Raw genomic sequence first — 17,059 nt, 5'->3', positions numbered from 1 at the left:
TTAAACGAATCCTTTAGCCTGCGCAGAAAATCTGGCTTCCCGTCGTCATAGCGGGATAAGGGGCCGATGTTGCGAATCGTGCGTTTCCTAATCTTTCTGACGCCGTTCACCTTGACGGTGTAACTTTCCGCGACACGCAGATAAGGTTTTCCGTTGTTGGTAACGCAATCGATATACACAACGATTCCCTCCCATAATATGCCTAATCCGTCCTTTAAATTATACCATAAGACAAGCAAAAATGCAAGCAAAAAACCGCGATTCTACGCGGTTCTTTGGCACTTTTTTTCGTAAGATCAAGTCCATTGATCTGTTAAACTCGGGTTATATCATGGTCACCGGCAGGACCCAAACGTGCTCTGTCAAAGGCAAGCGCGCCTTGGCTAGGCATATTACCGCTCCGGAACCGACTTTCTTGCTGGGATTGTTGTCTATGAGACGAAACGCCTTGACCATTGACTTATGCGGGTCGCTGTTGGCCTTTATTTCTACAGGGTAGAGGGTGTCTCCGTCTTCAATCAATAGATCTATCTCGTTTTTGTCGGCATCACGGTAATAGTACAGCGGCGGTTTGACGAAGCCGTCGTTGTAATAGCTTTTGAGGATTTCGGTGAAGACAAAGGTCTCAAAGATTTGTCCCCACATGGCCCCATTAGTCATCTGCGTGGGCGTGTTCCAGCCGATTAGCCAGCATATAAATCCTGTATCTAGGAAGTACATCTTTGGCGTCTTGACTAGTCGTTTGTTGAGGTTGTTGTGATAGGGCTCCAAGAGGTACACAAGTCCGCTAGAGACCATCACCGACAGCCATGAACGCATCGTCTTAATGTCCTTGCCGCAAATCTCGGCCAGAGCGGATAAGTTAAGCAGGGTGCCTGAGAGCGCAGCGGTGGCTTTCACAAACTTCACGAATGCCGACTCGTCTTGGATTCGAAGTACATCTCTGATATCTTTTTCGACATAGGTTTGCAGATATGAGCTGTAGAAGTCGGACCAATCGTAGTGGTCGCCTGCGGCGGCATGCAATTCGGGGAAAGAGCCTTGGTGAATAAGGGATACGATATGCTCATAGTCCATCTGTGCGCCGTCCCCGATAGCCTCCCTGTGTTGGCTGGTTGGCATGAACGGCAGACGATATGACAATCCTGCCAGCTCTCGCATGGACAGGCCCATTAGCTTGATGACGCCGGCGCGCCCAGCTAAGCTGTCGCTGACGTTTTTCATCAAAGTCAGGCTTTGCGACCCTGTCAGATAAAACTGCCCTTTGTTCTTGTTTTCATCAACCATATCCTGGATGTAGTCTAGCAACTCCGCAGCTTTCTGTATTTCGTCTACAATAATTGGCGGGCGGTGTGCTTCAAAGAACAGCGAAGGATTGTCACGGGCGCTCTCGCGCACTAAGGGGCGATTAAGAGCGACATAGTTAATGTGCCCGTAGACTTCTCTGAGCATAGTAGATTTGCCTACCTGGCGGGCACCTGTCAGTACTAATACAGGTTTGCGCCGAGCTATGCGCGAGACCACCGGCTCAATGTGACGCCTAATATACATACCAACCGCCTCTTTCGTAAATTCTGGAGTGCGAGTCCATATTATACAAGACTAGCAGCTGTGTCAACATTGGGAGCGAACACGCATTCTTGACGCAGGAGGTGCAGCGGCTATAATTGTACTAACCTACGATAAACTGCAGTGTCAAGCAGCAGTTGGGGAGAATTTTGCCTGTGAGGTGCGGCATTAAAGGGGTGTGAGTAATGGCTCTTAGTGAGTTGCTGAAAGCGAAGCGCGATGAAATAGAAAGGTTATGCGTCATCTACGGTGCGCGTAACTTGCGGGTCTTTGGATCTGTCGCGCGTGAGGAAGACGATGCCCACAGCGACATTGATTTCCTAGTCGAGATGGAGTCAGGGCGCAGTCTCTTTGATTTGGGGGGGCTTCAGTACGAACTGGAGCGCCTCTTGGGTCGTCCTGTGGATGTTGTAACCGAGAAAGGGCTAAAGTTGCGCATACGGGAACAAGTACTTAGGGAGGCGGTGCCACTATGAGAGACCCTCAGGAACGGTTGCGGGATATCCTCGAGGCTATCGCGGCCATCGAGCGCCACTTGTATCGTGGCCGGGGAGATTTCGAGCACGATGAGTTGTTGCAAGGCTGGTTCGTGAGGAATCTGCAAATCATCGGCGAAGCGGCGCGCGCCGTGCCCGAGGATGTGCGCGCGTTGGCCCCGGACATAGAGTGGCAGAAAATCGTTGGGATGCGCAATGTGCTGGTACATGGGTATTTTGCCATCGACACTGACATAGTCTGGGATGCAGCTAGTCGAGATGTCCGAGCACTCAAAGTGCACATTGAGCAGCTGTTACAGCGCCTCTAGAAACTGACAGCAGCGCCCTAAATGCAGAAGGCGGCATAGAGCGGAACGGAGGAAGCACCCCCTCACTGCTAGTAGGGCCACGTGAGTATAGTTAAGTCAAGAAAAATCACGAAATGTGATAATAAAGCCAACTTAATGCTCTAAGGGAGAGGGGCGGAGGAGGGACGGAGGAGCGCGACATCATCCTTTGCGAGAACGCTAAGGGCAGTTTTCCTTGTCCAGCACTTATGAGGGTTGTTAGCTGGTAGCAAAACAATGCTCTTTTGCGCCTTATGCGCGAGTATCAAGTGCCGACCAAAAAGCAGACCTAGACAGGCAGGTGGTCAGATTGCTCTGCTTCGCGGAAGAGATGGGATTGGCGGTAAGCAAGACATGGTTGACGTACTGACTTCTTTCTGAGCCAGGCTTTATGGAAAGAAAGCGGCTAAGGATAAGGCACGGAAAGCGCTGGAGGTGATGCGCGATGCTGATTAACAAGGCGTTTCGTTACGAGCTCAAACCAAACTCCACGCAACAGGTTCTCTTGGCCAAGCATGCTGGCGTGGCACGCTTCGCCTACAACTGGGGCTTGGCGCAGCGTATTGCGCTCTACGAACAGGAGAACCAGTCCACGAACGCCGTTAACCAGCACAGAGAGCTCAACCAACTCAAACAGACAGCTTTCCCCTGGATGTATGAAGTGTCGAAGTGTGCGCCGCAAGAAGCCTTGCGGGACTTAGACAAAGCCTTCGCTAACTTTTTTCGCGGGGTAAAGCAGGGCAAGCGCATAGGCTTCCCGCGCTTTAAAAAGAAGGGGCGGCGCGACAGTTTTAGGTTGACGGGTAGCATTAAGGTGTTTAAGAAGGGTCTACAGCTCCCCCGCCTCGGCGTCGTGAGGCTAAAAGAAGCGACTGCTGTCACAGGCAGAATACTCTCAGCGACGGTACGCAGAGAAGCAGACAGGTGGTATGTAAGCCTCGCGGTGGAAACCGAAATACCCCAGCCAGCCCCGGTCTTAGGCGAGGTAGTCGGGATTGACTTAGGACTCAATCACTTTGCGGTTCTCTTCGATGGCACCAAGATAGACGCCCCCAAGCCACTAAAGAAGCACCTCAAACGGTTACGCCAGCTCTCCAAGAGGCACACACGGAAGCAGCAGGGGAGCAAGAACAAGAAAAAGAGCGCACTAGCTCTAGCACGATTGCATCGCAGAATCCGCAACATACGCCAAGACTTCCTGCACAAGCTAACCACACATCTGGCGAAAACCAAGTCAGAGATTGTGTTGGAAAGCCTAAACGTCAAAGGCCTGATGCAGAACAGCAAACTCTCCCGCGCCATCGTCGATGTCTCTTGGCATGAATTCAGGCGACAGCTAGAATACAAGTCTCGCTGGTATGGCAGCACGCTAACCTTCGCCGACAGGTTCCACGCAACGAGCAAAACTTGCTCAGTGTGTGGCTGTGTGTGCGATAGACTGCCGCTAGTCGTTCGCACATGGGCTTGTGCAAAGTGTGGTAGTCAGCACGACAGAGATGTCAATGCGGCAGAGAACCTTAGGAAATTAGCAGTTAGCGAATTTACATAGGCTAGACAAATATCTAAGCAAACTTTGTGAGTACCGACAGTTCGTCGGGAATTTACGCCTGTGGACATCGGAGGTTCAGGCTCAGGCCGGTGCTGGTGGATGAAGCAGGAATTTCTAAATGGAATATTTGTCTATGAAGAAAAGAACGGTACACCCACAGGGGAGGCAGCGAGGCTAGGTGCAGAAATATATATCGGTGCGCGGCGCGCGGCAGCACAACTTAAAGAACATTGACGTAGATATCCCGCGCGATCAACTTGTCGTTATTACCGGGCTTAGCGGCTCAGGCAAATCGTCGCTAGCCTTTGACACCATCTACGCAGAAGGGCAGCGACGCTATGTGGAGTCGCTGTCCGCCTACGCGCGCCAGTTTCTTGGGCGCATGGATAAGCCCGATGTCGACTACATTGAGGGGCTTTCACCTGCCATTTCGATTGACCAAAAGACCACCAGCCGCAACCCGCGTTCTACCGTCGGCACTGTCACCGAGTTGTACGACTACCTGCGCCTTTTGTTTGCGCGCGTCGGCAAGCCCTACTGCCCGCACTGCCGGATTCCGATTGCCCAGCAGACTGTCGACCAAATCGTCGACCAGGTGCTGCAGCTGCCGGAAGGCGCGCGGGTGATGGTGCTTGCGCCTGTCGTGCGTGGCAAGAAAGGCGAGCACGTCAAGACGCTCGACGAACTGAGCCGCGCAGGTTATGTGCGTGCGCGTATTGACGGCGAAATTAAAGAGCTCAGCGATAATCCGGAACTAGAAAAAACAAAAGCCCACCACATCGAAGTAGTGGTAGACAGGCTAATATTGCGCGGAGATATAGGCTCGCGGGTGGCCGACTCCATCGAAACAGCTACCAGTCTCTCGGGCGGCTTGGTCATCATCGCGCCAGTAGACGGGCCAGACACGCTCTACAGTCTTAGCTTGGCCTGCACCGAATGCGGCTTTAGTTTCGGGGAGATTTCGCCGCGCCTATTTTCGTTTAACTCGCCCTTTGGCGCGTGCCCAACCTGCGGAGGGCTTGGGTCACACTTAGAGGTAGACCCCGCGCTCGTCATACCCGATTGGCGCAAGTCCCTTAACGACGGCGCCGTCGCCCCCTGGGCAGGCAGCAGCAGTAACTATTATCCGCAGCTCTACGCGGCGCTAGGCAAGAACTTTGGCCTAAACCCTGATGTGCCGCTCGATGAACTGCCGCGCGAAAAGATAGACGTCCTGCTAAACGGCGACGCCAACAAGAAGATTACGCTTGTCTACGATGCCGGCAACGGGCGCGCACATACCTACCACACACACTTTAAGGGCGTCGTGGCTATGATTAACCGTAACTACAAAGAGACCACTTCGGACTACATCCGGGAGGAACTAGAGAACTACATGAGTTCGCGGGCTTGCCCAACCTGTAACGGGGCGCGCCTTAAGCCGGAGGCCCTGTCTGTCCTGCTAGGCGAGCGCAATGTGGCGGAAGTGACGGCCCTAAACATCCGGGATGCCCTAGGTTTTATCGAAACCTTAGTACTGGGCGAGAAAGAACAGCTTATCGCCAAGCAGATTCAAAAAGAAATTACCGCGCGGCTCACCTTCTTAATTAACGTCGGGCTAGATTACCTGACGCTCTCGCGCAAGGCGGGCACGCTATCCGGCGGCGAAGCGCAGCGCATTCGCCTAGCCACGCAGATAGGCTCGAGCCTAATGGGGGTTGTCTACATCTTAGACGAGCCGAGCATCGGTCTACACCAACGCGACAACGCCCGCTTAATAAACACTCTTAAATCTTTGCGCGACTTAGGCAACACCGTTTTGGTGGTCGAGCACGACGAGGAGACCATGCGGCAGGCCGACTACATCATAGACATCGGTCCGGGGGCAGGGGAGCACGGCGGGCGCATTATCGCCGAAGGGAAGCTAGCGGATATCTGCAATCATCCCGGTTCAATTACCGGTGAGTATTTGAGTGGACGCAAGGAAATTGAAGTGCCGCCGCGCCGCCGCGATCCAAACTGCAAGTGGCTAGAGATTGTCGGGGCGACGGAAAACAATCTGCGTGACATCAGCGTACAGATTCCGCTTGGGGTGTTTGTCTGTGTCACCGGCGTATCCGGTTCAGGCAAGAGCACGCTGGTTAACGAGATACTCTACAAGCGCCTCGCGCAGGAAATAAACGGTGCTAAGGCGCGGCCTGGCGCACACCGCGGGCTCTTAGGCTTAGAACACATCGATAAGATTATCGAGATAGACCAGTCACCTATCGGACGCACGCCGCGCTCTAACCCCGCAACTTATACCAGCACTTTCGAGCTGATTCGCCACTTGTTTGCGCAGACGCAGGAGGCCAAAGTTAGGGGGTACAAGCCCGGGCGCTTTAGCTTTAACACTAAGGGGGGACGCTGCGAGGCGTGTAAAGGCGACGGCATCATCCGCATTGAGATGCATTTCTTGCCTGACGTCTATGTTCCCTGTGAAGTGTGTAAGAGCCAGCGCTACAATCGCGAGACCCTAGAAGTGCGCTTTAAGGGGCTAAATATTGCCGAAGTGCTCAACATGACCGTAGATCAGGCGCTCGACTTCTTTGCCAATGTGCCCCGCATCGAGCGCAAACTCCAAACCCTCGCCGACGTAGGTTTGGGGTACATTAGGCTCGGTCAGCCGGCGACTACGCTCTCGGGCGGTGAAGCGCAGCGCGTTAAGCTAGCCACGGAACTTTCGCGGCGCAGTACAGGCAAAACGCTGTATATTCTCGACGAGCCTACCACCGGTCTGCACATTGCCGACATCCACCGCCTGCTCGGCGTGCTCAACCGTTTGGTGGAGGCGGGCGACACGGTGTTAGTCATCGAGCATAACCTCGATGTGATTAAAACAGCCGACTACATCATTGACCTTGGCCCCGAGGGTGGGAATAAGGGCGGCAACGTAATCGCGCTGGGCACGCCCGAACAGATTGCGGCCGCAGCGGGGAGTTATACCGGGCAGTTTCTGTCGCGCGTGCTCTAGAGGATGTTTGCACAGAAGGCAGTTGGCTGTGAGCTGGGTGCAGGCGATGGGGGGTGAGCCGTATCGAAAAGTTGCAGTTTGTGCCTGACTTGCCGGGCGTCTATCAAATGAAGGATGCCGAGGGCACAGTCATCTACGTCGGCAAAGCCAAATCGCTTAAGCACAGGCTACGCTCCTACTTTCAGGGCGGCGCCGCGCACGGCGTAAAAGTGCGAGCCATGGTGGAGAAAGTGCGCGACTTTGACTACATCATCACCGACACGGAGCGCGAAGCGCTAGTGCTTGAGAGCAACATGATTAAGGAGCTTCGTCCGCACTACAACATCCGCATTAAGGACGACAAACACTACCCGTATTTGCGCCTATCTGTGACCGAACCCTACCCGCGGCTTGACGTAGTGCGGCGCGTAGAAAAGGACGGCAGCAGATACTTCGGGCCTTATCCTAACAGCGGGGCTATACGCGACCTGCAGAAGTTGCTGAAGCGCACCTTTCCTTTGCGCACCTGCAATCGCGAAGTTGCCTTCGGCGCGCCGGCCGGACGCCCCTGCCTGCACTTTCACCTCAAACAGTGCTTAGCTCCCTGCCTAGGCACGGTAACTGTCGACGAGTACGGCGGGGCAGTTAAACAGCTCGAACTGCTGCTCGAGGGAAAACACGACGCGCTGCTCACGAGTCTCAAAGCACAGATGACAACCGAGGCAGAGGCGCTCAACTTTGAACGCGCCGCGTTTCTGCGGGACCAAATTCGCGCCATCGCCGCGGTTATGGAGCGGCAGAAGTTTGACGCCGCAGAACTGCTTGAACGTGACGTCGTGGGGGTAGCGCAAAGCCTCGCCGAAGCCTGTGTGGCGCTGTTCCATATGCGCGAAGGGAAAGTGGTCAGTCGCCAGACCGTCTTTCTGACCGGCACTGCCGATCAAAGCAAAGGAGAGATCTTATCCGCCTTTCTTGCGCAGTTCTATAGCTTCGCGCCTTCTATCCCGCGCGAGATTCTGTTGGACGACACACCGACAGATCTGCTCGACCTAGAGCAAATTCTCACGCGACGTCGCGGTAGCAAAGCTATCCTGGTAGTGCCAAAGCGCGGTGCAAAGAAAGCGCTGACGACTTTAGCTTCACGCAATGCCCAGCAAGTGCTGGAAGAAAAGTGGCGCCGGGTTAACGGCAAGAATGAACTGGCGCGGCGTGCCCTCATTGAGCTCGCCCATCACCTCAAGCTACCGTCCCCGCCCGCGCGTGTGGAGTGCTACGATATCTCTAACATTCAGGGCGTGTTGTCGGTGGGCTCAATGGTAGTCTATCAGGACGGCCTGCCCGCTAAAGGCGAGTATCGCATGTTTCGCATTAAGTGGGTGGAGGGAGCGAACGATTACGCCTCACTACATGAGGTGCTGACGCGTCGCTTAGCTGCTCATCGCGCAGGGGACGCTAAGTTTTCGCCGCTGCCAGACCTGATTATAGTGGATGGCGGCAAGGGACAACTTAATGCAGCGCAAGACGCACTCCGACAAGAAGAATACGAGCACTTAAAGGTAGTGTCGTTAGCCAAGGCAGAAGAACTAATCTTTTTACCGCATACACACGAACCCCTGGCCTTGCCGCGCGATTCCCAAGCTCACTACCTCGTGCAGCGTATTCGCGACGAGGCACATCGCTTTGCCATCAGCTTTCATCGCAAGCTCAGGCAGAAAACTGCGCGCGCTTCACAACTAGAAGACTGCCCCGGGATTGGTCCGGCTAGGCGGCGAGCTCTACTCCAGCACTTTGGCACAATGGCGGGTGTCAAGCAAGCCTCTGTCGCAGAACTAGCAGCAGTCAAGGGAATGACTTTAGCTCTGGCGACAAAACTCGCCGCATTTCTGCACCCCGCAACTTAGCATACTTTCCTGCGGCTCGCTTGCAGGAAGGACAGAGACGGCGTCGAATATAGTCGAGGACTGGCAGACCATTTGTCGGGGATGGTCTTTTTTTTGCCCCCCTGAAACTACACTCACTTAAGGAGGCGAGGCTCTTGACTACAGACCGCATCGCATTGCATAGGGCTAATGCCCGCAGGGGGTTTAGTGTCATCTTCGATGAACTATGGGCGGTGTATTTGCCGCAGATAGGTCCGCAAGCGGCCTTGCTGTATTGTTTCTTGCAATACATCTCAGGTGGCGAGATACCCAATCCCTGCTCCGATGAATGGGGAGCCGAGGTGTGTGCGCCGCTTGGCATGTCAGTAGCGGAAAGCCACCAAGCGTGGGCTAGGTTACAGGAAGCGTGCCTGCTTACTCCTACGACCCAGGGGTACTCCCTGTGTGACCCCGCCCCGGCATCGCCAACTGAGCGCGAATCTGAGCGGACGCTATTGGCAGAGGTAGAGAAGCTGTTCGGCCGACCGCTTAGCATGACAGAAATTACTTTGGCTCAGGAGTTTGAGGCTGGCTATGGGCATGAGCTGGTTTTGGCCGCGGCTGGCGTGGCTGTCGAAGTACAGGCTAGGAGCATGCCTTACATCCGCCAAGTGTTGCTTAACTGGCAGGCCAAGGGCATAAGCACGGCGGAGCAAGCGCGGCAGGATATCGCGACTTACCGAAACGAGAAGGCGCGCCGCCATGCGCGGCGGGGGGGGCAGACTAAGCGAACAGCTTCGCCGGCGCCGGCAGCGCCAGCAACTTCTACAAGTGTCACTTACGACGAGTCCGAAATAGTGCTGCGTAGAATTAAGCGTACCGAGGCGGAAGAGAGGATGGGCGGCGTTGGCTACTAAGAACGGAGGATTAGTGCGCGTGTGGGAGGCAGCAACGCGGCGTGATGCCGTGCTCTCGGCGCATCCTCGGCTGCAGGAGCTAGAAAGAAGCGTTGCGGCTGCAGTTAAGGACTTTGCCACAGGGCGCTGCGATGACCATGCCGTGCGCGCCGCGATTATGGCTCGGCGCAGCTACTTGGAGCGGCACGGCATTCCGCTCGGGTATGCCGAACCGCACTGGGCTTGTGCCGCATGCCAAGACGAGGGTTATGTTAATGGCGTGCCCTGCGCATGTCGGCAGCAGGCCGAGTTAGACCGCATCATCGCCGGCTCTAACCTCCCGGCTAAGCTTCGGCAGCAGACCTTTGACAAGTTCGAGCTCAAGTGGTATTCCACAACGAAGAAGACCCCGCAAGGCGTAACCGAGCGCACGTGCGCCCGCGATGCCTTGCGGAGTTGTCAGGCCTTTGTGGCGCGCGTACTCGAGGGGCGCGTCGACAAGGGCTTATTTGTCTCCGGCGGGGTGGGCCTTGGGAAGACTTTTCTGCTTAGCGCTATCTGCAACAGCCTCACCGAGGCGCGTGTCCCGACTTTATATGTCGTGTTTAGCGACCTCATTGCGGCGATTAGAGATTCGTTTAACCCAGAAAGTAGCCAAACCGAAAGCCGCATTATGTCCGCCACCAAAGAGGCTCGCGTCCTTATTCTCGACGACTTAGGTGCAGAGCACGTCACCGATTTTGTCACTAACCGGCTGTTTGATATCATTAACTATCGCTGCAACCACAGCCTTCCGCTCGTTGTCTCATCTAACCTCGGCGCGTCCCCGATTGCCGAGCTTTATGGTCCGCGCATTGCCTCACGCCTGCTCGAAATGTGCGAGCCCGTGACACTAGCCGGCGAAGACATCAGGTGGCAAAAACAGCGGCAGTAGCGTTTTGATTGAATAAATTAAGTTAGACCTTAGAGATATTGACGGTAGACAGAAAAAGTGTTAAGCTTGGAGACGAGGAGTGTCTCTGAGGGACGGAGGAGTGCGACATGCAAACGTACACCCGTGGACGCGACGCCTAAAGCCTAAAGCCTAAAGCCTAAAGCCTAAAGCCAAGATGTCGCGCTCCTCCGTCCCTCGACGACATCCCTCCTCGCGTTCTAACTTAAGGAGGGTAATTCTTATGCGTAAGCCGGTTCCTGGGTTGTGCCCGATATGCGGCGACAGGCTTTTCGTCACTAAACTGCACTGTCACCGCTGTGCGACTAGCATTGAAGGTAATTTTGAGCCGTGTCGCTTCTGCTCGCTTTCGCCTGAGCACAAAGCTTTTTTAGAGGTGTTCGTTAAGTGCCGGGGGAATATCAAAGAAGTAGAGAAAGAGCTCGGCATCTCTTACCCTACAGTGCGGAATCGCTTAGACAGTGCCCTCGAGGCCATGGGGTTCCGTGCGGATGAGGCCGCTACGCAGGCGGACACCTCCGTGCGCCGCAAAGAGGTGCTCGATGCCCTATCGCGCGGCGAGATAACTGCAGATGACGCAGTCAAGTTGCTGCGCACCGTGCGCTGATGTTTAGGCTGCCGAACTTCTTCTTGGTGGTGTTCGTCAAGCCGGCAGTCATGCGGTTCCCGTTGTTCTTTGCCCTGCCTCTTTTTCTGGTTGACGAACTGCTAGAAATCGCGGAGATTGCCTACTGGCTTTTCGGGCGCAAACGTGTGCCGCGCAAGTGGCGCGAAAGCGCAGGCAGGGCGGTGCTGAGTCTGCGTCAGGTCTGGCGTAAAACCCGTCGCGCCGGGTCATTTACACTGGTCGATGTCGAGGCGCGGGACGTGCGAGTGTGGGTGCGATTGCTCTAATGGTTTTATAATATTAATGCGGGCGTTAATAATTTAAAGAGCGGTATTGACATTTATACTGCTGTGGGTTACAATTATCTTAACTGAGGGGAGGGTCAAGTGTGGAGAACGAGAAACTACAGATCCTTAAGCTAGTGCAGGAAGGGAAGGTCACACCCGACGAGGCCACCAAGCTTTTGCAGGCGCTAGAAGGCAAGAGCGCGGACAGCAGCGCGGACAGCGCGGTTAGCACCGGCGGCAGCAAATTGCTGCGCATACGCGTCACAGAAGCCAAAGGCACCAAGGTCAACGTGAACGTCCCCATGTCCTTGGTAGAGGCCGCCGTGGCTATCGGGGTCAAGTTTATTCCCGAGGAAGAGCTGCGCGGCGTGGACCTTAGTGCCGTGATAGAGGCAATTAAGCAGGGAGTTACCGGGAAGATTGTCGAGGTCGACAGCGAAGAGGCAAAGGTCGAAATTTCCGTGGAGTAGAGGTATACTGTAGATAGAGTTATTGCGGAGGGATGAAGTCTATGGTAAAACGCCTTTACCGTTCGCGGTCGCAGCGCATGTTGGGCGGGGTGTGCGGGGGGTTGGCTGAATATCTCGATACCGACCCTACAATCATCAGGCTCCTATGGGTCATCTTTGGGTTTATGGGTGCAGGGGTTTTAGCGTATATTGTCGCCTGGGTTATAGTGCCCGAGAAAGACTAGGAAAACAATGCCAAGTAAATTCTTGTGGCGCGTCGTTTTCAACGCTGTAGGCTTGTGGGTCATGACGGAATACCTTGTGCCTGGGATTAGCGTGGCCTCTACTGAGGCCCTACTTATAGCTGCTTTAGTGCTCGGGGTAGTTAATGCAATAGTACGCCCCATCGTTCTGATTCTGTCGCTGCCGCTTAACATCCTTACGTTAGGGCTGCTGACGTTTGTTATCAACGGCTTGATGTTAAGCATAACGGCTGCTCTTGTGCCCGGGTTTTACATTACAACCTTTTGGACAGCAGTGTGGGGCGCGATTCTTTTGACGGTAATTAGCTATGTACTGAATGCTCTATTGGTGGAGAGGGATTAGGTGGGGCGCGTGCTCACCGCTCACCGCTCACCGGGCAAACCTGGCGCCTGGCGGGTGGCGGCTGGCGCCCTCACAAGCGACAAGCGACATAGTCTTCCCAGCGCCTTACGGGCGCTGTTTTCTTGTATTGCCGAAAGATTTGCGTAGCGATACAATAAGCCTAACGCCAGCAGAAAGGCAGTGACACATGGGAGTCGTCATCCGTTTGCTTCGTCAGGTACAGCCCTACAAGTGGAGAGTAGCCCTCGCGCTGACAATGGTCTTTCTCAGCACGGGCCTTGTGGCCGTGCAGCCTATGCTGATTCGCTTCGCCGTTGACGAGGTCTACCAGGCGGAGCGTTGGCATTTGCTCGGTTGGATAGCGCTGGGGCTTCTCCTAGCAACCATTCTGCGCTCGGCGCTAGGGTATCTTGAGCGCATCAGCATGGAGTGGATTGCCCAGCGCACGATTTATGACCTGCGTAACAACATTTATCAGCAGCTACAGTCCTTATCATTTAGTTTTTACGACCAAGCCCAAACCGGCGAGCTGATGTCGCGCGCTACCGCCGACGTGGAAATGCTGCGCCGCTTTTTAAGCTTTGGCATCCTGCGCCTGACGAGCAGCGCCCTCACCATGGTCGTAGTAATGGCGTTGCTCCTAATGATGGATGTGCGCTTGGCGTTAGTCTCCATGGCCAGTATTCCGCTACTAATTCTTGCGGTCTGGCGCTTCGCTACTACAGTCCGCCCGCGCTACCGGCAGATTCAAGATCAGCTCGGCGTAATCACCACCGTGCTGCAGGAAGTAATTGCCGGCGTGCGCGTAGTGCGCGCTTTTGCACAGGAAGACCGTGAAATAGAGCGCTTCCGCCGCGAAAACTGGCGCTACTTAGACCTAAATATCACCACGATACGCATGTGGGCGCTGTACTTCCCCTTAATGACCTTCCTTGGCGGCCTCGGCAGTACGGTAGTGTTGTGGTACGGCGGCAGCCGCGTAATCGCAGGGGGGCTATCTGTCGGTGCCATGGTTGCGTTTCAGACCCTGCTAATGCAGCTAATTATGCCCATCCGCATGTTGGGGTGGCTGGTCAACATGGCTAGTCAGGCCGCCGCCGCCGGGCAGCGCGTTTTCGCTATCTTGGACACAGAGAGTGCGGTGCAAGACAAACCCAGCGCCCAAGAACTGCAAAGACCCAAAGGCCACGTGCGCTTTGACCGCGTGTCATTCTCATATGACGGGCAAGCCCCGGTGCTAGACGGCGTATCAATAGACGCACGTCCCGGCGAAACCATTGCTCTACTTGGCGCAACCGGCTCGGGTAAGTCCACAATCATTAACCTAATCCCGCGTTTTTACGACGTCACGGCGGGCAGTGTCACTATCGACGGCAATGACGTGCGCGATGTAACGCTAAAAAGCCTGCGCGCGAACATCGGCATGGTGCTGCAGGAGACGTTTTTATTTTCGGCCTCGCTCAAAGACAACATTGCCTACGGGCGTCCCGGCGTCAGCGAACAGGAGCTCATCAGTGCCGCCAAAGCCGCACAAATCCACGACTTTATCGTCTCGCTACCTGAGGGCTACAACACCTTAATCGGCGAGCGCGGCATCGGCCTGTCGGGTGGGCAGAAGCAGCGCGTGGCCGTTGCGCGGGCTCTCTTAATGGACCCGCGTATCCTAATTCTCGACGAGGCTACCTCAAGTGTCGACAGCGAGACGGAACTGGCCATGCAAAAAGCGCTGCAGGCAGTAATGGCCAACCGCACTACCTTCGTAATTGCGCAGCGGTTATCTACCGTGCGGCGCGCGCACCAGATTATCGTGCTGCAGGACGGACAGATTGCCGAACAAGGGACGCACGACTCGCTGCTTAGGCAAAACGGCATCTATCGCGAGATTTATGACCTGCAGTTTAGGCAACAGGAGACTACGCAAGGCCAAGCGGAAAGGGGGAGTGAGTAGATGCGTGGCGGGGGAGCCGGGGGACCGGTGGGCGGCGGGCCGGGTGGCCCCATGGGGCCGATGGGACGGCTCGATATCGATGCGGTTGAGGTCAAGGTTGAAACCAAGGTGCTTAAGCGCGTACTACCCTATGTGCGGCCGTATGTGTGGCACCTTGCAGCAGGCCTAGTCTTTATGTTGTTAGTCACGGGTACCGGTCTAGTCGCGCCATACCTTGAGGCTGTGGTTATCGACCGCTATATATTGAATCAGGCAGGGTTAAGCGCAGATGCTCGAACGGCGGGCATAACGCGCATAGCCCTAGTGTATCTCGCTCTGTTTGTTGCCGGCTGGGTATGCTCGTATTGGCAGACCTTCTTTGTGTCCTGGGCCGGGCAAAACGTAATCTTTACCCTGCGGCAGAAGATGTTTAATCACCTGCAGAAGCTGTCTTTCTCGTTCTACGACAACCTCGAAGCTGGCCGCATCATGGCCCGCCTTACTAACGACGTCAACAGCCTAAACGAACTGGTTTCGTCGGGCATACTTAACGTCGTCAACGACGTAGTTACGCTGCTGGGCATTATCTTTATTTTGGTGCGTCTAGACTGGCGGCTGGCGCTGTTTACGTTTACTACTTTCCCGCTCTTGTGGCTAGTAGCGACGCGCTTTCGTGGCAAAATGCAGCGCGCCTACCACGATGTGCGGCGTAAAGCCGCCACGGTAAACGCCAGCTTGCAAGAGAGCATTTCCGGCGTGCGCGTAACGCAGTCCTTCGTGCGTGAAGAGAAGAACGCCCAGCGCTTCGATGAAACCAATCTGGACAACATGCAGGCCAACATGCAGGCGGCGCAGATTAACTCGGCCTTTATTCCGCTCGTAGAAGTCGTGTCGACGCTTGGCGTATGTATCGTCATTTGGTACGGCGGCAGCTTAATCCGCGGCGGCGAGCTTACCGTCGGTATTGTCTACGCCTTTTTGCGCTACGTCTCTCGCTTCTTTATGCCCATCCGCGACCTCAGCCAAGTTTATAACGTTTGGCAGTCGGCCACCGTTTCAATTGACCGCATCTTTGAGCTCTTAGATATGGAGCCGAGCGTAAAAGATAGCCCGCAGGCAGTAGAGCTTCCACCGCTTGACGGGCACGTGCGCTTTATAGATGTGACCTTTGGCTATAAGCCCAATTTGCCGGTGTTGCATAACGTGAACATAGACATCCCACCCGGTCGGACGGTAGCCGTCGTCGGCGCAACCGGTGCCGGCAAAAGCTCGCTGATAAACCTTCTGTGTCGCTTCTACGACCCAGAAGTCGGACGCATCACCCTAGACGGCTACGATTTGCGCGACGTCACGCAGCGCTCGCTGCACAATCAGGTAGGCCTCGTGTTACAGGATACATTTATCTTTTCCGGCACCGTAGGTGAGAACATCCGCTACGGCAAACGTGACGCCGCCGAGAGCGAGGTTGTGGCCGCGGCGCAAGCCGTAAACGCGCACGAGTTTATTATGAAGCTGCCGCAGGGCTATGACACTCCGGTTAACGAGCGCGGCGCACGCCTCTCGGTCGGGCAACGGCAGTTAATCGCCTTTGCTCGCGCGCTCCTCGCTAACCCGCGTGTGCTCATCCTAGATGAGGCTACTTCCAGCGTCGACGCCTACACCGAAGTGCTGATTCAAAAAGCCCTGGTCACACTGCTGCATGGCCGCACCGCGTTTATTATTGCGCATCGCCTCTCGACTCTGCGGCAAGTAGACTACGTCATTGCCCTAGAACACGGTCGCGTGGCGGAACAAGGCACACCCGCGGAGCTCCTACGGCAAGAGCGCGGCGTCTACCGCACGCTCTATGAAACCCAGACCCAAGCCAGAGCGTAAGGTGCAGGGGCATGTTTGCCTCCACAGAATCAAATATAACTGCTAGCCTGACGTGTAAACATATCGCAATAGCGTCCGCCTAAAGCCATTAGCTCGGCGTGCGTGCCTTGCTCCACAATCCTGCCGCCACTAAGCACAGCAATGCGATGTGCAACTCGTGCTAAGGATAAGCGATGGCTGACGACGATGGCCATTTTGCCGCCAACAAACTCTCGCAGTATCTCAAGTATTTTGTGCTCGCTTTGCGGGTCTATGGCCGCTGTTGGTTCGTCGAGCAGCACGAGCTCGGCTTTGGTCTGGCGAAGCAGCGCACGCGCTATCGCGACCTTTTGCCATTGTCCGACAGATAGGTCGGTTCCCTGTTCAAGCATTTTGCTAAGTGGCGTATCTAGGCCTAGGGGTAACTCTGCTATGTCGAGACCGACCTCCTGCGCTGCTAGCAGCAAGGTGCTGTCGTCATGCAGTTTGGCGAGATCCCCAAAGCCGATATTGTCACGCGCTGTCACGGGGAAACGAGCATAATCCTGCACAACAACAGCGATACGTTCACGCAGCTCTTTGATATCAACGCCTTTCAAGTTAGTTCCGCCCCAAGTGATCTCGCCTGCGTCAGGGTCATAAAGGCGAGACATGAGCTTTGTTAGAGTCGTTTTCCCGGCACCGTTCTCGCCTACAAGCAGTAGCACTTC

16 protein-coding genes are annotated in these 17,059 nt (G+C 55.2%); 14 read left to right on the top strand and 2 right to left on the bottom strand.

Annotated elements, in window-relative coordinates; all coding sequences use genetic code 11:
- Positions 1 to 324: 324 nt before the first annotated feature.
- Positions 325 to 1,551: an ATP-binding protein gene (locus KGZ66_11065; GenBank protein ID MBS3986126.1), complete on the bottom strand. Its 1,227-nt coding sequence runs from the start codon at positions 1,549 to 1,551 to the stop codon at positions 325 to 327.
- Positions 1,552 to 1,754: 203 nt separating this feature from the next.
- On the opposite strand from KGZ66_11065, the gene KGZ66_11060 reads away from it, so the two are divergent.
- The 14 genes from KGZ66_11060 (at position 1,755) to KGZ66_10995 (ending at position 16,370) form a co-directional block, all read left to right on the top strand.
- Positions 1,755 to 2,045 (top strand): nucleotidyltransferase family protein, encoded by a 291-nt coding sequence (locus KGZ66_11060; protein MBS3986125.1) that lies wholly within the window; start codon positions 1,755 to 1,757, stop codon positions 2,043 to 2,045.
- Complete coding sequence (locus KGZ66_11055; GenBank protein MBS3986124.1) at positions 2,042 to 2,374, top strand: DUF86 domain-containing protein; 333 nt, start codon at positions 2,042 to 2,044, stop codon at positions 2,372 to 2,374. Before KGZ66_11060 ends, KGZ66_11055 begins: the two co-directional genes overlap by 4 nt.
- Before the next feature lie 463 nt (positions 2,375 to 2,837).
- A complete protein-coding gene (locus KGZ66_11050) occupies positions 2,838 to 3,941 on the top strand; it encodes a transposase (protein MBS3986123.1) in 1,104 nt (367 codons plus the stop codon).
- 178 nt (positions 3,942 to 4,119) lie between these two features.
- Positions 4,120 to 6,933: an excinuclease ABC subunit UvrA gene (uvrA, locus tag KGZ66_11045; protein MBS3986122.1), complete on the top strand. Its 2,814-nt coding sequence runs from the start codon at positions 4,120 to 4,122 to the stop codon at positions 6,931 to 6,933.
- Positions 6,934 to 6,986: 53 nt separating this feature from the next.
- Positions 6,987 to 8,813 (top strand): excinuclease ABC subunit UvrC, encoded by a 1,827-nt coding sequence (uvrC, locus tag KGZ66_11040; protein ID MBS3986121.1) that lies wholly within the window; start codon positions 6,987 to 6,989, stop codon positions 8,811 to 8,813.
- Positions 8,814 to 8,947: 134 nt separating this feature from the next.
- Positions 8,948 to 9,688, top strand: coding sequence for a DnaD domain protein (locus KGZ66_11035; GenBank protein ID MBS3986120.1), 741 nt, complete (start codon positions 8,948 to 8,950; stop codon positions 9,686 to 9,688).
- Positions 9,678 to 10,601 carry an ATP-binding protein gene (locus tag KGZ66_11030; protein ID MBS3986119.1) on the top strand — a complete coding sequence of 308 codons (924 nt, stop codon included), beginning with the start codon at positions 9,678 to 9,680 and terminating at the stop codon, positions 10,599 to 10,601. Before KGZ66_11035 ends, KGZ66_11030 begins: the two co-directional genes overlap by 11 nt.
- 241 nt (positions 10,602 to 10,842) lie before the next feature.
- Entirely contained in the window at positions 10,843 to 11,226 is a 384-nt protein-coding gene (locus KGZ66_11025) for a DUF2089 domain-containing protein (GenBank protein MBS3986118.1), read from the top strand.
- Positions 11,226 to 11,513 carry a hypothetical protein gene (locus KGZ66_11020; protein ID MBS3986117.1) on the top strand — a complete coding sequence of 96 codons (288 nt, stop codon included), beginning with the start codon at positions 11,226 to 11,228 and terminating at the stop codon, positions 11,511 to 11,513. Before KGZ66_11025 ends, KGZ66_11020 begins: the two co-directional genes overlap by 1 nt.
- 101 nt (positions 11,514 to 11,614) lie before the next feature.
- Positions 11,615 to 11,983: a hypothetical protein gene (locus KGZ66_11015; protein MBS3986116.1), complete on the top strand. Its 369-nt coding sequence runs from the start codon at positions 11,615 to 11,617 to the stop codon at positions 11,981 to 11,983.
- A 41-nt stretch (positions 11,984 to 12,024) separates the two neighbouring features.
- Positions 12,025 to 12,207 carry a PspC domain-containing protein gene (locus tag KGZ66_11010; GenBank protein MBS3986115.1) on the top strand — a complete coding sequence of 61 codons (183 nt, stop codon included), beginning with the start codon at positions 12,025 to 12,027 and terminating at the stop codon, positions 12,205 to 12,207.
- A gap of 7 nt (positions 12,208 to 12,214) precedes the next feature.
- Positions 12,215 to 12,568, top strand: coding sequence for a phage holin family protein (locus tag KGZ66_11005; GenBank protein ID MBS3986114.1), 354 nt, complete (start codon positions 12,215 to 12,217; stop codon positions 12,566 to 12,568).
- A 187-nt stretch (positions 12,569 to 12,755) separates the two neighbouring features.
- On the top strand, positions 12,756 to 14,516 hold the full coding sequence (locus KGZ66_11000; GenBank protein MBS3986113.1) for an ABC transporter ATP-binding protein: 1,761 nt from the start codon (positions 12,756 to 12,758) through the stop codon (positions 14,514 to 14,516).
- Positions 14,517 to 16,370 carry an ABC transporter ATP-binding protein gene (locus tag KGZ66_10995; protein ID MBS3986112.1) on the top strand — a complete coding sequence of 618 codons (1,854 nt, stop codon included), beginning with the start codon at positions 14,517 to 14,519 and terminating at the stop codon, positions 16,368 to 16,370. It abuts the gene before it with no gap.
- A gap of 29 nt (positions 16,371 to 16,399) precedes the next feature.
- On the opposite strand, the gene KGZ66_10990 is transcribed toward KGZ66_10995, so the two are convergent.
- Positions 16,400 to 17,059, bottom strand: a 660-nt coding sequence (locus tag KGZ66_10990; protein ID MBS3986111.1) for an ABC transporter ATP-binding protein, incomplete at its 5' end; no start/stop codon positions are given.

It is taken from the genome of Selenomonadales bacterium (genome assembly GCA_018335585.1).
In the GTDB taxonomy this organism is placed as follows: domain Bacteria; phylum Bacillota; class UBA994; order UBA994; family UBA994; genus UBA994.
Note: the sequence above shows the minus strand (reverse complement) of the source record. Positions and strands in the feature narration are given on the sequence as shown.